Raw genomic sequence first — 18,749 nt, forward strand, 5'->3', positions numbered from 1 at the left:
AACAGAGCACTCGCGTTATACACCACTATCGAGTGCTCTGCGCTTTACTTCCTGAGCCGTGAATCCTCAGCAAAAACCTCCGCATAATTTAATGTCACGTTGGCATGCTCACGCATTATCGCTTCTGCTCGCGCGCCTTGCCGGCGAACGATTGCATCAACAACAGTATGATGTTGCATATTAGCAAAGTTAAATCGCCGAAACTCCTGTTCCATTTGCTCAAAATTGAAGGTCAATGAACTGACCGAAGCAAACGGCAGATGCTCATTGCGCTGCAGCGAAGAAGCAATAGCCGGGTTGTCACTGGCCTCAAGAATCAACTCATGAAACTGCTGATTGATCTCGTGATATAAGTTCAAATCGTCGCGAGTCACATAGCCTTTCGAAAAAATTGCATCGCCGATACTCAGACATTGTTGCAGCCCGGCCAATTGCGTTTCTGACAATCCCTTTTCTGCCGCCTGACGTGCCGCCAATCCCTCCAGCACACCGCGTACTGCGATCGCCCCGGCCACCGATTCTGCGGTAATCTGCCGCACCCGATAGCCTCTGCCGGGCAACTTACTGATTAGCCCTTCCTGCTCAAGAGCACGAAAGGCAATTCGGATTGGAGTGCGTGACACACCAAGCCGCTCAGCGGTGGGGATTTCCGCCAAACGTTCACCTGGAGCCATCTCCCCAGAGACAATCATTTGTCTGAGAGTTGAAATGACCTCTATCCCTGCATTTGCCATTGGTTGTTCCTGATTTCACTCATACTTTAGTCGTAGCCGAATCGCTGCTTTGCGAATATTTACAACACCATAAAATTTAACTAATTGAAAGTTAAATGATTACCCAAACAAACACTTCACCCGTTTTTCGTCCATTCGACGCAACCTGCCTATTGGATCCCAAAATTAACAAAACTGGCTAGATTACCCTCATATTAATGCTATTTTGGATCCAATAAAGCAATTGAAAAACAAAAAACAAACATAAAAATAACATGAGGAACCCATCTATGTATCCTAAAAACTGCTGGTACGTTGCCTGTACTCCTGATGAACTTGAACAACAACCTCTGGCTAGAACAATATGCGGTGAAGCGATCGCTTTTTACCGCGACAACGAGGGAAGAGTCGCTGCGGTGCAGGATTTCTGCCCGCATCGTGGTGCACCGCTATCGCTGGGCTATGTCGAAGACGGCCTTCTGGTCTGTGGCTACCATGGCCTGAGAATGGGCCGGGACGGCCAAACCGCCTCAATGCCCAAACAACGTGTAGCTCGCTTTCCGTGCGTACGTTCTTACCCGGTTGAAGAGCGCCACGGATTCATCTGGATCTGGCCGGGCGAGAACGCGCTTGCCGATCCGGCAGACATTCCTTATCTGGAGTGGGCTGAAAGCCCTGACTGGGCCTATGGCGGCGGCCTGTTCCATATCAACTGCAATTATCAGCTGATGATTGATAACCTGATGGATCTTACTCACGAAACTTACGTCCATGCGTCGAGTATTGGCCAAAAGGAGATCGACGAAGCTCCGGTCCGTACCCGTCTAGAAGGAGATCAGGTCACCACATCACGTATGATGGAGTCGGTTAAAGCCCCGCCGTTCTGGCAACTGGGCATGGAAGCCAATGGATTGGATCCAAACGCCGATGTAGATCGCTGGCAAATCTGCCGTTTTACTCCGCCAAGCCACGTGTTAATTGATGTCGGCGTGGCGCTGGCCGGGTGCGGCGGGTTTGACTCTGCGCAGGATGTGAGAGCCGGTAGTATTGTCGTCGACTTTATTACTCCAGAGAGCGAAACCAGTATGTGGTATTTCTGGGGCATGGCGCGCAACTTCAAAACCGATGATGTGCAGTTAACTGAGCAAATCCGTGCCGGCCAGCACACCATTTTCAGTGAAGATTTGGAAATGCTGGAACGTCAGCAACGCAACCTGTCCGATAACCCACAGCGTGAGTTACTCAAGCTTGATATTGATGCCGGTGGCGTTCAGGCACGACGCATGATTGACAAAATGCTGCAACAAGAACGCAGCCAGGCTGCGAGCGCTCTCTCCACGTGTGAAGCACAAGCCAGTTAAGCGACACCCCGCAGACAGAGGACTTATCATGCAACAAGTAAAAGTGACCGCCAGACAACCTCAGGCGCATAATGTCATCAGCCTGACGTTAAGCCCCATCGACCAGCCCGCCTTACCCAATTTTCAGGCGGGTGCGCACATTGATCTTCATCTCGGCAATGGGCTGATACGCCAGTACTCACTATGCCACTCTCCGAGTTCCCACCATGACTACCAGATTGCTGTCAAACTAGAACAGCCTTCACGTGGCGGCTCAGCCTGGATCCACGACCAGTTGAAGGTGGGAGACGTTCTGACCATCAGTGACCCCAAAAATGTCTTTCACCTGGCTGATGAGGCCAAACATCATGTGCTGTTCGCGGGCGGTATTGGTATTACGCCGCTGCTCAGTATGGCTCAGGCTCTGCTCGAAACCGACGCCAGCTTCGAGCTGCATTATTCAGCACAATCGCCGGATGAAGCCGCTTTCTATCAGGAGATGACCAGCTCGGGACTCCAGCACCACACTCAGTTTTATTTCAATAGAGAGGGGCAATGTCTGGATGCCCACGCCGTGCTGGCTCAGCAGTCTCAAGCCAGTGATCTGTATGTCTGTGGCCCACAGGGCTACATCGACTATGTATTCGAGTGTGCACGAACACAGGGATGGGAAGAATCCCGATTGCACCGTGAGTTATTTCACGCTGACCCGTGCGCAAACTCAAGTGACAACCAGCCCTTCGAACTTCACCTGGCCAACACGGGGCAGACGTTCACCGTCCCCGCACACTCCACGGTACTTGAAGTACTGCTCGATGCCGGTGTGGATGTTCCGTTCTCGTGCGAAGAGGGCGTATGCGGCACTTGTATAACCCGGGTGCTGGCAGGCGAGCCGGATCATCGTGATCATTACCTCACTCCGCAGGAGCAAGCCAGCAATCAGGAGTTTCTGCCTTGTTGCTCACGCGCTAAATCGGCCTCTCTGACCATAGAGCTGTAACCCCATACCGATAACCAGGAAGCACCTTATGAAGAGTAAACAGATGATCTCTTACCTGCTGGCCGGCGGAACCCTGCTCTCGGCCAGCTTGCTGTCCGCCAAAACCGCGGCGGCCGACTATAATTTACGCATGTCCCACCCTTGGCCATCCACATCCGCCGTCCACCAGGGATTAGCCGACTGGGCAAAAGCGGTCGAGCAAGACTCCGGGCAGCGCATTACAATCGATATTTATCCGGCGCAAACCCTGTCGAAAGCGGCAAGTGCCTATCAGTCCGTAGTCCATAACATTGCTGATATTGCCGCTACCGTCCAGAGCTACAATGCCAATCGCTTTCCTTTAACCCAAATTGTTGAACTGCCGGGCCTGGTTGATAACGCAGCAGGTGGCTCCTGCATCATCCAGACCCTGTACGATGAAGGGTTAATCAACAACGAGTATAGCGATACCCATGCGCTGTATGTTTATACCAATGGCCCCGGCCATATTCATATGAAAGATAAGCCTGTTGTCCTACCGCAGGATTTGGCGGGGCAGCGGATACGGCGCCCCAGTATCGTCGTAGGCCAACTGCTTGACAGTATCGGAGCGCAGCCGACAGGGCTGCCAGCTCCCGAAACCTACGAAGCCCTGGAAAAAGGCGTGTTAGAGGGCGTTGCGATTTCCTGGGATGGCGCAAAAATCTTCCGCCTCAACGAGATTGCCCCCTACCATACCGAGTTAAACCTGTACCGCCTGAGCTTTGTGGTAACCATGAACAAACGGGTGTATCAACAGCTGCCAGAGGATTTACAGCAAGTGATTGACCGCCACTCCGGACATCAATGGTCACAGCATATGGCCAAAATCTTTGACCAGCTGGATCAGCAAGCCATCAATGAGGTTCGCCAACGCAACGATCACCTACAAGAAATGGATCCACAATCTAAATCCGCCTGGCAGCCGGTTTTGCAGCAGGTTACACAACAGTACCTGGATGGCCTGCAACAAAAAGGCCTGCCGGCCCAACGCGTGTATGACCGCGCCCGCCAGTTGCAGCCTGACTGTACAACCTAACCCGAAGATGCAACGCCTTCGCAGCCTGTTGTTCGAAGGTGTTCGCTCGACCATCGCCCCGGCACGATGGTCATGTGGCGATGCACTCAGCGCCAACAACAGCGGCCTCGATAACCGTCATTCACTTCAGCCAACCTCGCAGCTGTGATATAACAGAGCGCACGATTAAAATCGGCTGAATAGCTAAGGATTCGCTGTGAAAAAAGTGCTGTACCTGATGAGACACGGGCAGACACTGTTTAATGTCAGAAGAAAAATGCAGGGCTGGTGTGACTCACCGTTAACCGAACTGGGCATTGAGCAGGCATCGCAAGCCGCCGCCTATTTTGATGAGGTTGAACTGACCCACCTGTATAGCTCCTCCTCAGAACGTGCCTGCGATACCGCTGAGCTGGCCACTCGCAATCGCCTGCCGTATCAGCGCCTGAAAGGCTTAAAAGAGATCAGTTTCGGCCTCTACGAAGGCGAGAGTGAAGATCTGCACCCGGATCTGGAAACGCGGGAGCACCACTACGTCCAGTTTGGCGGCGAGTCCAAAACGGCAGTCAGAGAGCGTATGGTCGATACCTGCCGCGCGATAATGCAAAACGAGGATCACCACTGCGTACTGGCCGTTTCTCATTACGGTGCGTGTAAGCAGTTCCATCTGCACTGGAATCAGGATGCCGATCCAGCGATGACGATTCCCAACTGCGCCATTTTAAAATACCAATACCATGATGGTCAGTTTGAGTTTATTGAGATGATCACCGGCTAGACACACGCTAGCAACGATAAGGGATGCCACCAGGCATCCCTTTGTTTTAGGCACTGGAGATGTTTTTATTCACTGAACTTCTCTTTGTCCGCTGACAATAAGTTGCCAGACTCCGAACCCGTGGTGATTTTACAGAAACAGCGCTTTTAACTCATCCGCCAGTCCGGTCACGTGATTATTATTGTGCTCAGTTACCCGGTCAGCATGCTGTTTGACTTTGTCGTCTGCATTTTGCATCGCTATCCCCAGGCCGACTTTCGACAGCATCGAGATGTCATTGTGGTTATCACCCACAGCAACACAGGCTTCAAGTGGGATACCGAGCTGTTCAACGTAACGTGTCAGCCTATTGCCTTTACTGTTACCAATGGCAGAAAAATCGACCCGGTCAACCCAGGACTGCTCGCCGATAAAGTGCTGGCTGACAAAATCGATGTTGGCAAACGTTTCGACGTCACCGCCTTCTACCACAAATTTCCACACATAGTCGGTTGCGGCCAGCTCCTGGCGGAAGTCTTCCACCCGGCGAATATTCGGACGCTGGTGCGCAGGAAACGTCTGTGACCAGGTCAGCATGTCTTCCATGTAGTTAATCGGGCGCTGGTTGGAATACAGCATGGCGTCTTTGACATACATCACCATTTTCAAATCATGCTGCTCTGACAAATCAATAAACTGTGCGGCAGTATCTTTCGCGATAGAGTTCTCGCTCAGTACCTTCTGCTGGCCGAAATCATACAGGTAGGTACCGTTGCAACAGATGATCGGCGTGTTCAGCCCAAGCTGGCGGTAAAACGGTTCCGCAGCTACGTGATGACGTCCGGTCACAATCATCACATGCGCAACTTCGGCAATGGATTTTACCGCTTCAATCAGAGCAGGGCTGACGGTGTGGTCTGACGTTAATACGGTTCCGTCGAGATCCAGTGCCAGTAATTTACGCTGCATAGTTCCACCTTTGGTCTGTGTTGGTTTAAGGTTCATCTGCTCCCAGTGTAATTCATTGCCTATGCCGGTTTAAACCCAAATCGCGCTCATCATTGGCGCAAATCGCGCCAGGGTATCAAATTTAGTGCATAGTTAAGCTTTAAGTCTGTGCTGCGAGTCCATACAATAGTGGTCAGTAGATAAACCACCAACAGCTCAGCCTGTTGCACCATCTTTCGAAGCGCTCACCGCCGCCATTAAAGGCAAGCTTTAAAGACCAAACCATTTTTGAGGACAACACTATGCCAATTGCACTATGGGCTCTTGCAATCGGAGCCTTTGGGATCGGCACGACTGAATTTATCATCGCCGGCCTGCTGCCGGTTATTGCTGCAGACTTTGATGTGTCTGTTCCGGTCGCCGGATACCTCGCCACCGCTTATGCTCTGGGCGTGTTTGTCGGCGCACCGGCACTGGTTATCTTTGGGGCCAGAATTGCCAAAAAAGCCATGCTGGTTGTGCTGATGCTGCTGTTTATTGCCGGTAATCTGATTACCGCGATGGCACCGGATATGAGCATCGCGATTCTGGGCCGGATCGTCACCTCGCTGACCCACGGCGCCTTTTTCGGTATCGGATCCATCATTGCGGCTGAGATGGTTGAACCCTCTAAACGGGTGCGTGCCATCGCGTTCATGTTCATGGGTTTGACGGTCGCCAACCTGGTGGGCGTTCCGGCCGGGACCTGGCTTGGCCAGCATGTCTCCTGGCGTGCTACTTTTGCCGTTATCTCGCTGATTGGTGTCGTGGGCGTTCTGGGTATCTGGCGTCTGATCCCTCATCAGCCAAAAGACAAAGAGCATAAATTTTCTAAGGAGTTCAATGCGTTTCGCAGCCGTAATGTGCTGGTCGCGATGGGGATCACCGTCCTGGGTCCGGGCGCTTTCTTTACCTCCATCACCTACATGGCGCCGATGGCGATTGAACTCGCCGGTTACAGCCCCGCCCATATTACCTGGTTAATGCTGCTGTTCGGCTTTGGCCTGTTTGTCGGTAATCAGCTCGGTGGCAAGTATGCTGACAAAGCACTGATGCCGATGCTGTATACCACCTTGTTCGCCCAGGGCGCTGTGCTGCTGGTGTTCAACTTCACCATTCACAGCCAGTTCATGACCGCGCTGTGTATTTTTCTGATGGCGGCGTTTGGCTTTGCCACCGTATCTCCGATCCAGAAACTGGTGATGGATAAAGCCAAAGCGGCTGGCGCGCCAACTCTCGCCGCAACGGTCAATATTGGTATGTTTAACCTCGGCAACGCATTAGGTGCCTGGTTAGGTGGTGTAGTCATTGCCGCCGGTTATGGTTTGCAATCGCCTAACTGGGCCGGTGGACTGCTATCCTTTGGAGCATTAATCCTGGCCCTGGTATCGGGCTTAATGGACAAGGCCGGACAAGCCGAACCCGTCACCAGTTAAAGCGCTCGGCAGCATGTCAGGACACCCGGTTTCGTTACCTGTTCTGACATGCTGTGATTGATCGGTTAATCGTGAAACAGTTCGGCCAATATCCGGATTTTAGGGGCGATATCTTCCAGCGCGACATTGCCAAAACCAAGTACAACGCCATGCCATCCTCGAAATGGTGCCGTAGCCGGCTCATAAAAAGCTAGCGGACGAACAATAATCCCCTTCTGTTCAGCACGCTGTGCCCAGCTCACTTCATCAATCCCCTGCTGCCATTTAATTGTAATATGCAGCCCAGCCGCTTGACTGATGATCTCCACCTTATCGGCGAAGTAACACGCAATCGCCTCACACATCGCCGCATGTTTACTCTTATACAGGCGGCGCATTTTGCGAATATGGCGCAGCAGGTCGCCCTCGACAATGAAGTCTGCCAGTGCTGCCTGAGTGTGGGCCGGCGAATCGCCGCTCAACGCATCTTTAATCATCAAACATCGCTCAACCAGGCAGTCCGGCACCACGAGGTAGCCCAGCCGCAGCCCGTTAAACATCACCTTACTGAACGAGCCGACATACAACACCCGCTCATCCATCCCCATCTGTCCGGCCAGACCTTGTAAACTGGTAAATGGCCGGTGGGCAAACTGAAATTCACTGTCATAATCATCTTCAATGATCCAGCTTTGCCGGCTTGCTGCCCATTCAATCAGGCTGAGGCGCTGCGCGGTATTGAGTGTTGTACCCATCGGATATTGATTACTGGGCGTGATGTACAGTGCCCGCGCGTCACTTTTCAGTACGGCAGACACGTCCAGCCCGGTTTTCTCGACCACAGCGACGGGCTGCTGTTGAATACCCAGCAACGTATTGATTTTACGCATCTGGCTATAACCAGGTTGCTCCATCAGCAAGGTATCCGCTGCGCTGAGCGTCGCCATAATGGCAATCGATAACGCTTGCTGCGCACCGGAAGTAATAATGATTCGGCCGGCATCACAATGTACCGAGCGGCTGGAGGCAAGATAATCAGCCAAAGCAGTGCGTAACTCCAGCCGGCCCTGAATTATATGGTTACCCAATATCGTCGTGCGGGAAGCATGGCGCTGCAGCAAGCGTTGCCATTTGGCGAGCGGAAACTGTGCCAGATCCGGCACACCAGGTGCAAACGGACGATTCACTCCCAACGCCGGATCAATTGGAGTAACCGACTCAGGTGCCCTTTGAGCTGGCAGGAAGAATTCCGGCAGTTCGACCGCGACGTAAAATCCGGCGCCGGGCCGGCTTTCAATATACCCTTCCGCCACCAACTGTTCATACGCGGCAATGACAGTGTTTCGACTTACTCTCAGTTCCTGCGCCAACTGGCGGGTTGATGGCAATTTACCGCCTGTTGGCCACAAATTGTGCACCACTTTGTCACGAATGGCATGAAACAACTGCGCTTGCATTGAGCCATGCCGGGTATCGAATGCCAAATCACCACTATCTATCAGGGCCAAACCGGATCCATCCTTTTTCAAAAACTGCCTCTAAAAAACATACCAGCTAGCCATTATATTGCAATCAAAGCGCGCTATCGCGTCATTACAACGCATTGCCGCGCACTCAAACACATTCAATTACAGGGATCGTTATGCTGTCGCAAAGTTCAAGAACGCAAATCAAAAAAGGCGCCCATAAAGCCGTTTTCGATGTAGATAAACTGTATCAAATCATTGATGAAAGTCTGATCGCCCATATCGCGATTGCTGAAGAGTCCGGCCCGGTGGTGATCCCGATGCTGGCGTGGCGAGTCGATGATGCGGTCTATATTCATGGCGCTAACAACAGCCGTTTGCTCAAAACGCTGCAACAAGGCGGCGCAACCTGCCTGACGTTTACCCTGTTTGATGGCTGGGTACTGGCCCGTTCCGCCTTTCACCACAGTGCCCATTATCGTTCGGCCGTGGTGTTTGGTCAGTTTGTCAGCGTGGAGGACGCGCAGGAAAAAGACCGCTTATTGAATCACTTTGTCGAACAAATCGCACCGGGACGCACACAACATATCCGCTTAAGCAGCAAACAGGAATTAGCCGCAACGAAGCTGCTGAAAATCGGGTTAGATGAAGCGTCAGTCAAAATCAGCGCGGGAGAAGTGAATGATGATAAAGCCGATCTCGACTTACCAGTTTGGGCCGGATATCTGCCTTACCGTACCCAAGTCGGACCATTGGTGCCAGTAAAAGAACTGGAGGGGGAGACAATAGAAACGCCGGACTACCGCAGTGCTTATGGTGAACGCTGGCATCAAAGACCGTAGAGAAGCGCTACTAAAATGCCCGTAGCCCAAAAGAGTCATATCGCCAGGCCGTTCAGGGGCTGAAAGGGATTCAGGAGGGTCACCCAAACGGCGTTGGTATTACTGCTGACCAAAGACAATGCCGGGCTCTGGGCTGTAATCACAGAGCCTCTCAGAAATAAGACAACTCTGCGCCACGTTTGGAAAATACCTGAGGCTGAGCGGTGATACCCGCCTGATACTGCTCCACCAGAGCCGCAAATTCTCCGCGGCTCATGCCGCCTTCCGCCACTTTCACCATGGCATCGGCCAGCAGTTCATTCCCACCTAAACAGCGCATGACTGAACGGAGAATGTCCGTTCTGGGCACTCGATCGGTAAGCATCTTTTTAAGCCACATATACTCCGGCGCCTCACCATCGAGGATGGTGGCCCGGCCCAACTGAAAACGTTTCATCACAACTTTACAACCTATGCCAAAGGCTTATTAACCTATACCAACACCACGGCTTTACTTGATATGTAACCGATTACTATTCGTAGTGTAACATATATGTCATACATTGAGCGAAATCAACCTATTTTCACTCTGACACGGTTAGGGACATTGTGAATAAAAGCTTCCGGATAACTTAGCCACTGTAGACGTTAAAACAATGAGCGGACTTTCCCGGTATTGGCTTAATGTCGCAGTATTTCTCGTTGTAAGGCCCTCAATGAATGCCCCCAAGGTTATGCTATTCCCTCTCTTGATAATATTAATACCAACCATAACAGCCTCCTATATATTGTTGTATTTTTAATTATTGCCTTACACATTGTTGCCTTGGCAACTTTTTAGATGTAACATTCTGAAACATTTACTACACCAGCAAGAGCACAATCATGAACGAAAAAGTCAGACATCTGTATGACCTGACCAACTGTCTGCAGCCGGTCAGAATGGCCTGGAAACACGCGGTTTCAGAAGCCATCGTCGATTGCGATATTTCTATGTCACTGGCCTCTGTGATCGTTCTTGTTCATCGTCATCACTCTGGATTACTGCAAAAACAATTGGCCGAAGAGCTGGGAATTAACCCGGGAACCCTGGTGAGACTACTCGATCAAGCTACCAACGAAGGCTGGCTGGAACGCAGAGAAGGGAGCCGTGATCGCCGGGCAAAAACATTGCACATTCTGCCAAAAGGTACAGAACTGGCGGCCAAAGTAGAACAAAGAGTGGATGCGTTACGTATCGAACTGATGGCCGATGTGAGCACCGAAGAGATAGAACAAGCGACCCGTCTGCTGCGTCTGTTTGAAAGCCGCGCTATCGAATATGCCCAACAAGCCAGACTCAGCAAATGAAAATCAGCCGTAACCAGTGGTTATTTGCCAGCAAAGTCTACGTATCTTCGATGCTGGCTTATTTCGTTGCTGTCAGCATGGGGCTAACCAACCCTTACTGGGCCATGGCCACCTGTTGTGTACTCAACAACCCGTTATCCGCTGCAATGCGTGCCCGCTCAGTGTACCGCTTCATCGGCACTCTGTTAGCGGGCTTGCTTGCCTTAGGTCTTTCTGCCTGGCTATCCAGCGAACCCTTGATTCTGGTTTTAGTGACCGGTCTGATCTCATCGGTGGTAATGGCACTGGCCTTTACCGACCGTACACCGCGCGCTTACAGCCTGCAATTGGTCGGTATCACTCTGATGTTGGTGCTGGTCGCTTATATCGGGCAACCGGAAAACATGTTCAATCTGGTCGTGACCCGTCTCACCGAAATCGGCATCGGCATTCTTGCGGTCAGCATGATCGATGCGTTAATCAAACCGGCCAGCATCAAACCGAACTTAACCGCACGTATCGACGGCTGGATTCATGATCTGGAAAACTGGCGCGATGACTGTTTCATCGGCCAGGCCAATCACAATACTGACGTCGACAGAATCAAAATCCTCAACGATGTCGCCTCACTTTCGCAGTTGATAGCGCTATTAAAATACGATCACGAGCTGGATCGTGCCAGTTATCAAGCCATCATCGCCCTGCAACACAAAGCGATGCGTATTATTCCGCGTATTGCCGCTATCGGTCATGCGCTGCATAGTCTCTCACCACTTATTCGGGAACAATTTATAGCTACTGCAGAGCAGGCCACCCGGAATGAACCGGGCACTGTGCCGCAACCAGTAGTGATACCGGAAGCGCTACGTGCCCAGGCTTCCGAGTGGGAAATTCTAGTACTTAACCAGCTAACCACACTACTTAACAAATATATTGAAGACTGGGCACTGCTGATGGACTACCGGGCTGCGATACACGGAGGCTCAACCACCATCACCACTCGTTATGCCATCAGTAAAGCCAAAGCCTTTCCATTGCCGCCGGATACCGGGCTCGCATTGCGTATGTTTGTCGGCATTATACTGGCCTATTTTGTTCTCAGCGGGATCTGGTACATGACGGGCTGGAGCCAGGGCCCTAACATGGTGTTACTGGGCGTGGTAGCAATCAGTTTCTTTGGCGGCGCCGATGAACCCGGGCTGGCGATCACCCACTTCAGCCGCTTTGCGTTCATCTCAACCCTGACCGCCTTTGTTCTGGCTTATGGCCTGCTGCCACTAGCCAACAGCTACGACAGCTTTTTACTGGTGATGGCCGGATTCATGCTGCCGATGGGGATCTGGGCAGCAAGCAATCCTCTCGCTCTGCTGGTACTGGTGCTGAGCCTGAGTAACGTCAATTTTCAGAATCACTACACACCCTTTAATATGGGCTATTTCCTGGAAGCGTCGGTAGCCACTATGCTCGGTGTCTACGTCGCCTTTCTGGCTGTCGCCATGTGCCGCAGCTGGGGCGCGCAAAACGCACTCACACAGCTGGCTGGACGTGAACTGCGCGATCAAGCTAAGTTACAGACCCAATTTAACGATGCAGCCATTGACCGGTATGTCGTGCGCTCACTGGACCGCATCGCACTGCAGGCTACCCGCCTTGGCAGCCGTCTGGAACAGCACAGCCTGGTGATGATCGCCCACATGAATGGCGCTGTCTTTGCGGCACGGTTGCGCCAGTGGTTCTATTCTGGTAGCGGCATCCAGACATCGTCGCTCAATAGCCTGTTACAGACTCTGGCACGCAGCGACTATCAATACAATGAATCATCCAAACTCAGCGCTCAATCATCCGGTCTGCTTGAGCAGATAGACGACTGCCTGCGTCACGCGTGCGAACAAGCTCAGGCTGAATTGCAATATTTGCTGACCGGGCTGAGAATCGCTTTATTCCCGCAGGCCCCACAATTTACTTCCACAGGCCCCAAAATGGAGCGCTCAACATGCTGAATGAAATCGATATCCTGGGGATTTTTATCTCTCCGTTACTGCTGTGCATGCTGATTGCGTTTTTTACGCGCCTGATGATCTCCAGCCTGATGGCCAAGGCCGGTCTGTACTCTTGGGTCGCCAGACGGCCGATATTTGATATTGCCCTGTTCATTTCACTGACCGGGCTGATGTTTTATCTGTTTAACTTAATCACTACTCCCGCAGGGAACATTCTATTATGAGCAAAAATAAACTGGCATCTGCATTTCGGGTCCTGCTGACGACTGGTGCGATTGTTGTCGCTGGCTTCGTGGTCTGGCATTTATACAGTTATTATCATTATGCACCGCAAACTCGTGACGGTAAGATTCGGGCCGATATTGTCCCTCTGGCCACCGACATTTCCGGCACGGTTAAATCGGTCTACGTGCGCGATAATCAGCGCGTCACGCAAGGCACCCTGCTGTTCAGCCTTGATAAAGAACGCTTAACCCGCGACATGATGCAGGCCAAAGCGACAGTGGAAGAGGCAAAAGCAACACTGAATGCGGCCCAGCGTGACTACCGCCGTTATCTGCGGCTCAACAAGGCCGTTTCCGTGCAGGAAAAAGACGACAAACTGGATGCGCAGACCCTGGCTAAGGCCAGTCTGGACAAAGCGCAGGCCGATTTTGAACTGAGCAAAATCAACCTGGATCGCGCCGATATCTACGCGCCAGTGGATGGCATCATTACCAACTTCTCACTGCGCCCGGGGGCATACGCCAGCGCCGGCGTAGCAATCATGGCGCTGGTCGATACCAACAGCTTTTATGTCGCGGGCTATTTTGAAGAAACCAAACTCAGCCGCATTCATAATGGCGCCAAAGCGACCATTTTTGTCATGGGTGAAGACCAGCCACTGTACGGCCATGTGGAAGGTTTATCCGCCGGCATTAACGACAGTGAACGAACTACGGTATCCGGTACCCTGCTTGCTAACGTTAACCCGACTTTCAGTTGGATTCGTCTGGCGCAACGTATCCCGGTCAGAATCGCCATTGACCAGACACCGGCCGATTTCGATCTGATTGCCGGGCGCACTGCGTCAATTAGCCTGAGTGAACAAACTCAATAAATTAAAATGAGGTCAGTTAAGATTTGTACAAAACTCCGGCAACAATCTGACACTTCGCGGACAACCCCATGGCGAAAATGGGGTTAACTTCACAGTTTATCTGACCATGACACAGAGATGCAGGTGTGAAAACTTATATCCGGACAATCAAACGCAAGATTAAACGAGTGCTGCTGACCTTAATTGGTCTGGCGCTCGGCTTGCCGCTACTGCTTGTCCTGCTGCTTAAGTTTGTCAACCCGCCTTTCTGGGGCTGGGAAATCGCACGCACCCTGTTTCCACCGCAGAACTACCCTGCCCAAACTCAGCATCAGTGGGTAGCGTTAACCTCAATCTCACCCGCCATGCCTGCGGCTGTGATTGCGTCCGAAGATCAGCGTTTCCCCGAACACTGGGGCGTCGATATGCACGCCTTACTGTCAGTTCTGGAAAATAGCGGCAGCAACGGCCCGGATCGTGGCGCCAGTACCATTACCCAGCAAACCGCTAAAAATGTGTTTCTGTTTCCGAGCCACACTTATCTGCGTAAGGCGTATGAACTCTACATAGCCGTTTTGCTGGAACTCATCTGGGGTAAAGAACGCATCATGGAAATGTACTTAAATGTGGTGGAATTTGGCCCCGGTATTTATGGCGTCCAGGCGGCCAGCCAGCACTATTTCGGAGTCTCTGCCAGCCAGATTAATCGTTACCAGGCCGCTCAACTGGCAGTGGTTCTACCCAATCCGTACCGTATTCGCCCGCAGCCGATGACCCGTTACGTTCAGCAACGTGTGAACTGGGTGCTGCGACAAATGCGAAATCTCGGTAGTGTCTCCTTATAATACCGTCCTCTGGTTGTGATCAGGCAGTCAGCACTCAACCACATGACTAGGCGCGCCTTCTGATCTGCCCCCCGCAAGGTTACCGTTGTGGGGCAATCTGATGCCAAGCAACATAACCTTCATCTATTTTTATTCATTCCGTCACGTTGGCTCTCTAAACTTCATCCCGCTCAATTACTTATAAATATCAAGTTAATATTAATTATCGGGAAAGCACACCATGAGTAAGGAAACCTTCAATCCAACACGTTATAACCACAGTGACAACAAACCCTTTGAAGAAGTACTGGAAGCGAACCTGTCGCGCCGCAGTATTCTCAAAGGTGGCCTCGGCATCAGTGCGATGACCGCATTTGGCGCTTTTGGTCTGACGGGTTGTAACTCATCCAGCAGTGACTCAGCCGCAAGCAGTGCGCGCGTCTCTTCGGCGACACTCAATTTCCAATCCATCGCCGGATCACGAATCGACGCGGTTGCTGTACCACCAGGTTATGTGGCTCAGGTACTGGTACCTTGGGGCACACCACTTAACGCACAAGGCAGTGCCTGGTTGAGTGACGGCAGCAATACCAGTACCGATCAGCTTAATGCCTTAGGCATGCATCACGATGGCATGCATTTCTTTCCGATCAATGACAGTGCGACCGACGGCCTGCTGTGTATCAACCACGAATACATCGATCAGGCGGCGCTGCACCCAAGCGGTCCGACTGTCTCAGGCGGCGTACGTACCGTAGTCGATGAAGTGCGTAAAGAGATCTACGCGCACGGCGTGTCTGTGGTTCGTATCCAGTTGCAAAACAATACCTGGCAACTGGTTGATGACGATCCGCTCAACCGCCGTTACACCGGCGCAACTGTGATGGATCTGTCTGGTCCGGTTGCTTATACCGAGAGCGTGGTGACGCGTTTCTCGCCGGACGGCAGTCAGGCACGCGGCACACTAAATAACTGCGGCAACGGCTACACACCTTGGGGCACTTACCTAACCTGTGAAGAAAACTGGCCTGGCTACTTTGTAAACGCGGGGACACGTACTGAAGAACAGGATCGTATCGGCATCGAGAACGGCAGCACTCGCTATCTGTGGGAATCACTTGCGGGTAATGCGGAAGAACGTCTCGACGAGTTCAGCCGTTTTAATCTGGCACCAACCGGGGCGAGCTCGAGCGATGACTACCGTAACGAAGCGAACGGCCACGGTTACATCGTTGAAATCGATCCTTACACCGCAAATTCTCGCGCGAAAAAACGGACTGCACTGGGCCGTTTCCGCCATGAGGGCTGTACTTTCGCCAAACTTGAAGCAGGTAAACCTGTGGTGTTCTATTCAGGCCACGATTCGCGCTTTGAATATCTGTACAAGTTTGAGTCAACAGCCAACTGGGATCCGGCGGATGCCAATCCGGCCAACCGCCTGGTGACCGGTGACAAATACATGGATGAAGGCACACTGTATGTCGCGCGCTTCAATGAAGACAGCACGGGTACCTGGCTGCCATTAACGCTGGACAGCGTCACCACAGACAGCGGAACTCTGGCGGATCACTTCGACACACTGGCAGACATCATTATCAATACAGCCGGTGCCGCGGATTTAGTCGGCGCAACGCCAATGGACCGTCCTGAGTGGTGTACGGTTGACCCTTACACTGGTTCGGTCTACCTGACCCTGACCAACAACACGTCGCGTACCAGCGAAACTAACCCGGCAAACCCGCGTCTTAACAATAAGTTCGGTCACGTCATCCGCTGGGATGAAGGCGACAGCTCTACCGAGTTCAGTTGGGATATTTTCGTCTTTGGTTCAGCCGCCGGAGAAGATGCCGACACCAACCGTTCAAGCCTGACTGAACTCAACCAGTTCGCCAGCCCGGATGGTTTATCCTTCGACGGACGCGGCATTTTGTGGATTCAGACCGATAATGGCGCCAGCGAAGTTACATCTTACACCAATGACCAGATGCTGTGTGTAGTCCCATCCAAACTGACTGACGAAAACGGTGATCAGGTCGCGATCAGCGCCGATAACCAGGCAGATCTGCGACGCTTCTTCGTCGGGCCAAATGGCTGTGAAGTCACCGGCTTTGCCATCAGTCCGGATTACAAGTCGGTGTTTGTTAACATCCAGCATCCGGGCAACTGGCCTTACAGCGAGGATGCGGCTGAAGCGACACCAGACGGCGTGACCGTACGACCACGGGCGGCAACGGTGGTGATCCGTCGTGAAGATGGCGGTGAAATCGGGGTATAAGTTGTCAAACCGAACCTGACTGCACGGGAAGCCACACGGCTTCCCGTTCTTCTCAGCGCCGAAATCTGGCACCTGATGCATCCTTTTCACCTGATGCATCCTTTTCACCTGATGCACCCTCTTCGCCTGATGAATTTCCTCTGCGGTTCAAGGCCTTGCCACTTTCCTTGTACGTACTGGCTTTGTCTTATCATGCAGATTGCCAAGCAGATGGCGCGGCTTTAAAGTTTCCCATCACATTTCTCATTGCTGTTTAATGGTAGGCTTGCATACATTTTATCAATGGAGGTGAGTATGCCCGGCGCCTTTGCCCACATAACCAGCATACATGTCGCAGCGGCGAACAACAGTCTGATGAAACTGAACATTCCCAAGCGGGCTAAAAAGGTATTATCACAAAATAAAAGCTTTATCGAACTGGGCTGTGTCAGTCCGGATTACCCGTATCTGGCCATCCTTGATTCTGAGCAGAATAAATGGGCCGACGAGATGCACTACACCAACATCGGCGGGCTCATTACCGAATTGATTGCGCTGATTAAAGTCATGGAAGGGCGCGAGCAGGACAAAGCCTTTGCCTGGCTATGTGGCTTTGTCGCACACGTCGCAGCCGATATCACGATTCACCCTGTGGTTGAGCTCAAAGTCGGGCCCTACGCTGAAAATGCCAAGCAGCACCGAATCTGCGAGATGAACCAGGATGCTTACATCTGGCCAAAACGCATGGGTTTAGGTGAAGTCGGCTATGCTGATCGCGTACGCGATAGCCTCGGCAGTTGTGTCGACAGCGAAAATCCACAGTCTCTCGACCTGACGATTCTTACCCTGTGGCGCACAGCTCTGATTAACGCCTATCCCGACTATGCCCAGCAGTGCCAACCGGATATTAATGCCTGGCACCACGGTTTTCAGACCGTGGTCGATAACGTTGAAGAAGGCCATCACCTGTTTGCCTGGGCCCGGCACGTGGCCGCCAAACATGGCATCACCTATCCGTTACAACAGGAAGTCGGTAGTGAATTTATCGAAAACCTCGCTACACCAGATGGTGAGATGCATTACGACGCAATCTTTGATAAGGCAATTCACACGATTCACTGCTTTTGGCAACAGTTGTGCCTGGCCGTGTTTGATAATCAACCAACTGACTTCTTTAAAAACTGGAATCTTGATACCGGCTTGTGCGAGAACAATCGCCTGACCGCCTGGGAGGAGCTATGATCCGAAAAGAACTTAGAGCAACAATGATACGACTCATGTTACTCATCTCTTGCGTGGCCCTGACGGCCTGTGCTTCTTCGCCTCAGTATCAGGGCGAGGCGATGTATGACATGGCCTCCGTCGTCAAAGATATCGCCCAGTCAGTAGACGGCGAACTCAAGTTCGGTGATACAAAAGGTTTATCACAAGCGCAGATCGTGCAGAATGCCATGACAGATAACGGCGGCAAATTTAGCCAGCTACAACAGCTGGCTGGTAAAGCCAAGGTGGAAGATTACCGTATTTTATATGATTTCCAGCAAAACCATGCGGTGGTTCTGGTGTGTGATGCCGATATCGCCCTGATGGAAGACGCCGGCTGTAACGCCTCGTTCGATAAAGTCTACTGGCATCAGCCACAGCGCAACAGTTGTGAATTTCACCTCGATGCAACTCAGCTGTGCGCGCAGTGATGAGCGTGTGATGTCCGATACGTCATCCGGACATC

At 52.0% G+C, this 18,749-nt stretch carries 18 protein-coding genes; 14 read left to right on the forward strand and 4 right to left on the reverse strand.

All coding sequences use genetic code 11. The features are described 5' to 3' along the window. Positions 1-44: 44 nt before the first annotated feature. On the reverse strand, positions 45-734 hold the full coding sequence (locus J0X00_RS06605) for a GntR family transcriptional regulator (RefSeq protein WP_136483007.1): 690 nt from the start codon (positions 732-734) through the stop codon (positions 45-47). Between the two features lie 269 nt (positions 735-1,003). Between J0X00_RS06605 and J0X00_RS06610 the strand changes: the two genes are divergently transcribed. The 4 genes from J0X00_RS06610 (at position 1,004) to J0X00_RS06625 (ending at position 4,867) form a co-directional block, all read left to right on the forward strand. Then, positions 1,004-2,074, forward strand: a complete 1,071-nt coding sequence (locus J0X00_RS06610) for an aromatic ring-hydroxylating dioxygenase subunit alpha (protein ID WP_282477738.1) — start codon at positions 1,004-1,006, stop codon at positions 2,072-2,074. Between the two features lie 28 nt (positions 2,075-2,102). Further along, complete coding sequence (locus J0X00_RS06615; RefSeq protein WP_282477739.1) at positions 2,103-3,053, forward strand: PDR/VanB family oxidoreductase; 951 nt, start codon at positions 2,103-2,105, stop codon at positions 3,051-3,053. 28 nt (positions 3,054-3,081) lie between these two features. Then, positions 3,082-4,110, forward strand: a complete 1,029-nt coding sequence (locus tag J0X00_RS06620; protein ID WP_282477740.1) for a TRAP transporter substrate-binding protein — start codon at positions 3,082-3,084, stop codon at positions 4,108-4,110. 196 nt (positions 4,111-4,306) lie between these two features. After that, positions 4,307-4,867, forward strand: coding sequence for a histidine phosphatase family protein (locus tag J0X00_RS06625; RefSeq protein WP_282477741.1), 561 nt, complete (start codon positions 4,307-4,309; stop codon positions 4,865-4,867). A gap of 129 nt (positions 4,868-4,996) precedes the next feature. Here J0X00_RS06625 and J0X00_RS06630 read toward each other — a convergent pair whose 3' ends face one another. After that, on the reverse strand, positions 4,997-5,815 hold the full coding sequence (locus J0X00_RS06630; protein WP_282477742.1) for a pyridoxal phosphatase: 819 nt from the start codon (positions 5,813-5,815) through the stop codon (positions 4,997-4,999). A gap of 281 nt (positions 5,816-6,096) precedes the next feature. Between J0X00_RS06630 and J0X00_RS06635 the strand changes: the two genes are divergently transcribed. Next, positions 6,097-7,269 (forward strand): MFS transporter, encoded by a 1,173-nt coding sequence (locus J0X00_RS06635; RefSeq protein WP_218562903.1) that lies wholly within the window; start codon positions 6,097-6,099, stop codon positions 7,267-7,269. 65 nt (positions 7,270-7,334) lie between these two features. Here J0X00_RS06635 and J0X00_RS06640 read toward each other — a convergent pair whose 3' ends face one another. Then, on the reverse strand, positions 7,335-8,756 hold the full coding sequence (locus J0X00_RS06640) for a PLP-dependent aminotransferase family protein (RefSeq protein WP_282477743.1): 1,422 nt from the start codon (positions 8,754-8,756) through the stop codon (positions 7,335-7,337). Between the two features lie 134 nt (positions 8,757-8,890). On the opposite strand from J0X00_RS06640, the gene J0X00_RS06645 reads away from it, so the two are divergent. Continuing rightward, positions 8,891-9,556: a pyridoxamine 5'-phosphate oxidase family protein gene (locus tag J0X00_RS06645; RefSeq protein ID WP_282477744.1), complete on the forward strand. Its 666-nt coding sequence runs from the start codon at positions 8,891-8,893 to the stop codon at positions 9,554-9,556. 151 nt (positions 9,557-9,707) lie between these two features. Here J0X00_RS06645 and J0X00_RS06650 read toward each other — a convergent pair whose 3' ends face one another. Further along, on the reverse strand, positions 9,708-9,995 hold the full coding sequence (locus J0X00_RS06650) for a hypothetical protein (RefSeq protein WP_282477745.1): 288 nt from the start codon (positions 9,993-9,995) through the stop codon (positions 9,708-9,710). Between the two features lie 425 nt (positions 9,996-10,420). Between J0X00_RS06650 and J0X00_RS06655 the strand changes: the two genes are divergently transcribed. The 8 genes from J0X00_RS06655 (at position 10,421) to J0X00_RS06690 (ending at position 18,714) form a co-directional block, all read left to right on the forward strand. Then, a complete protein-coding gene (locus J0X00_RS06655; RefSeq protein ID WP_282477746.1) occupies positions 10,421-10,885 on the forward strand; it encodes a MarR family transcriptional regulator in 465 nt (154 codons plus the stop codon). Continuing rightward, positions 10,882-12,864 carry an FUSC family protein gene (locus J0X00_RS06660; protein ID WP_282477747.1) on the forward strand — a complete coding sequence of 661 codons (1,983 nt, stop codon included), beginning with the start codon at positions 10,882-10,884 and terminating at the stop codon, positions 12,862-12,864. The genes J0X00_RS06655 and J0X00_RS06660 overlap by 4 nt, the downstream gene beginning before the upstream one ends. After that, positions 12,858-13,088 (forward strand): DUF1656 domain-containing protein, encoded by a 231-nt coding sequence (locus J0X00_RS06665; protein ID WP_282477748.1) that lies wholly within the window; start codon positions 12,858-12,860, stop codon positions 13,086-13,088. Before J0X00_RS06660 ends, J0X00_RS06665 begins: the two co-directional genes overlap by 7 nt. Further along, positions 13,085-13,963 carry an HlyD family secretion protein gene (locus J0X00_RS06670; RefSeq protein ID WP_282477749.1) on the forward strand — a complete coding sequence of 293 codons (879 nt, stop codon included), beginning with the start codon at positions 13,085-13,087 and terminating at the stop codon, positions 13,961-13,963. Before J0X00_RS06665 ends, J0X00_RS06670 begins: the two co-directional genes overlap by 4 nt. A 146-nt stretch (positions 13,964-14,109) precedes the next feature. After that, a complete protein-coding gene (gene mtgA, locus J0X00_RS06675) occupies positions 14,110-14,787 on the forward strand; it encodes a monofunctional biosynthetic peptidoglycan transglycosylase (protein WP_206208370.1) in 678 nt (225 codons plus the stop codon). Between the two features lie 220 nt (positions 14,788-15,007). Continuing rightward, positions 15,008-17,041, forward strand: coding sequence for a PhoX family phosphatase (locus J0X00_RS06680; protein WP_282477750.1), 2,034 nt, complete (start codon positions 15,008-15,010; stop codon positions 17,039-17,041). 294 nt (positions 17,042-17,335) lie between these two features. Next, positions 17,336-18,262 carry a zinc dependent phospholipase C family protein gene (locus tag J0X00_RS06685; RefSeq protein WP_136482989.1) on the forward strand — a complete coding sequence of 309 codons (927 nt, stop codon included), beginning with the start codon at positions 17,336-17,338 and terminating at the stop codon, positions 18,260-18,262. Positions 18,263-18,297: 35 nt separating this feature from the next. Then, a complete protein-coding gene (locus tag J0X00_RS06690) occupies positions 18,298-18,714 on the forward strand; it encodes a hypothetical protein (RefSeq protein WP_282477751.1) in 417 nt (138 codons plus the stop codon). Positions 18,715-18,749: the final 35 nt, after the last annotated feature.

This window comes from Vibrio sp. ABG19, assembly GCF_029962385.1.
Taxonomy (GTDB): domain Bacteria; phylum Pseudomonadota; class Gammaproteobacteria; order Enterobacterales; family Vibrionaceae; genus Vibrio; species Vibrio ostreae.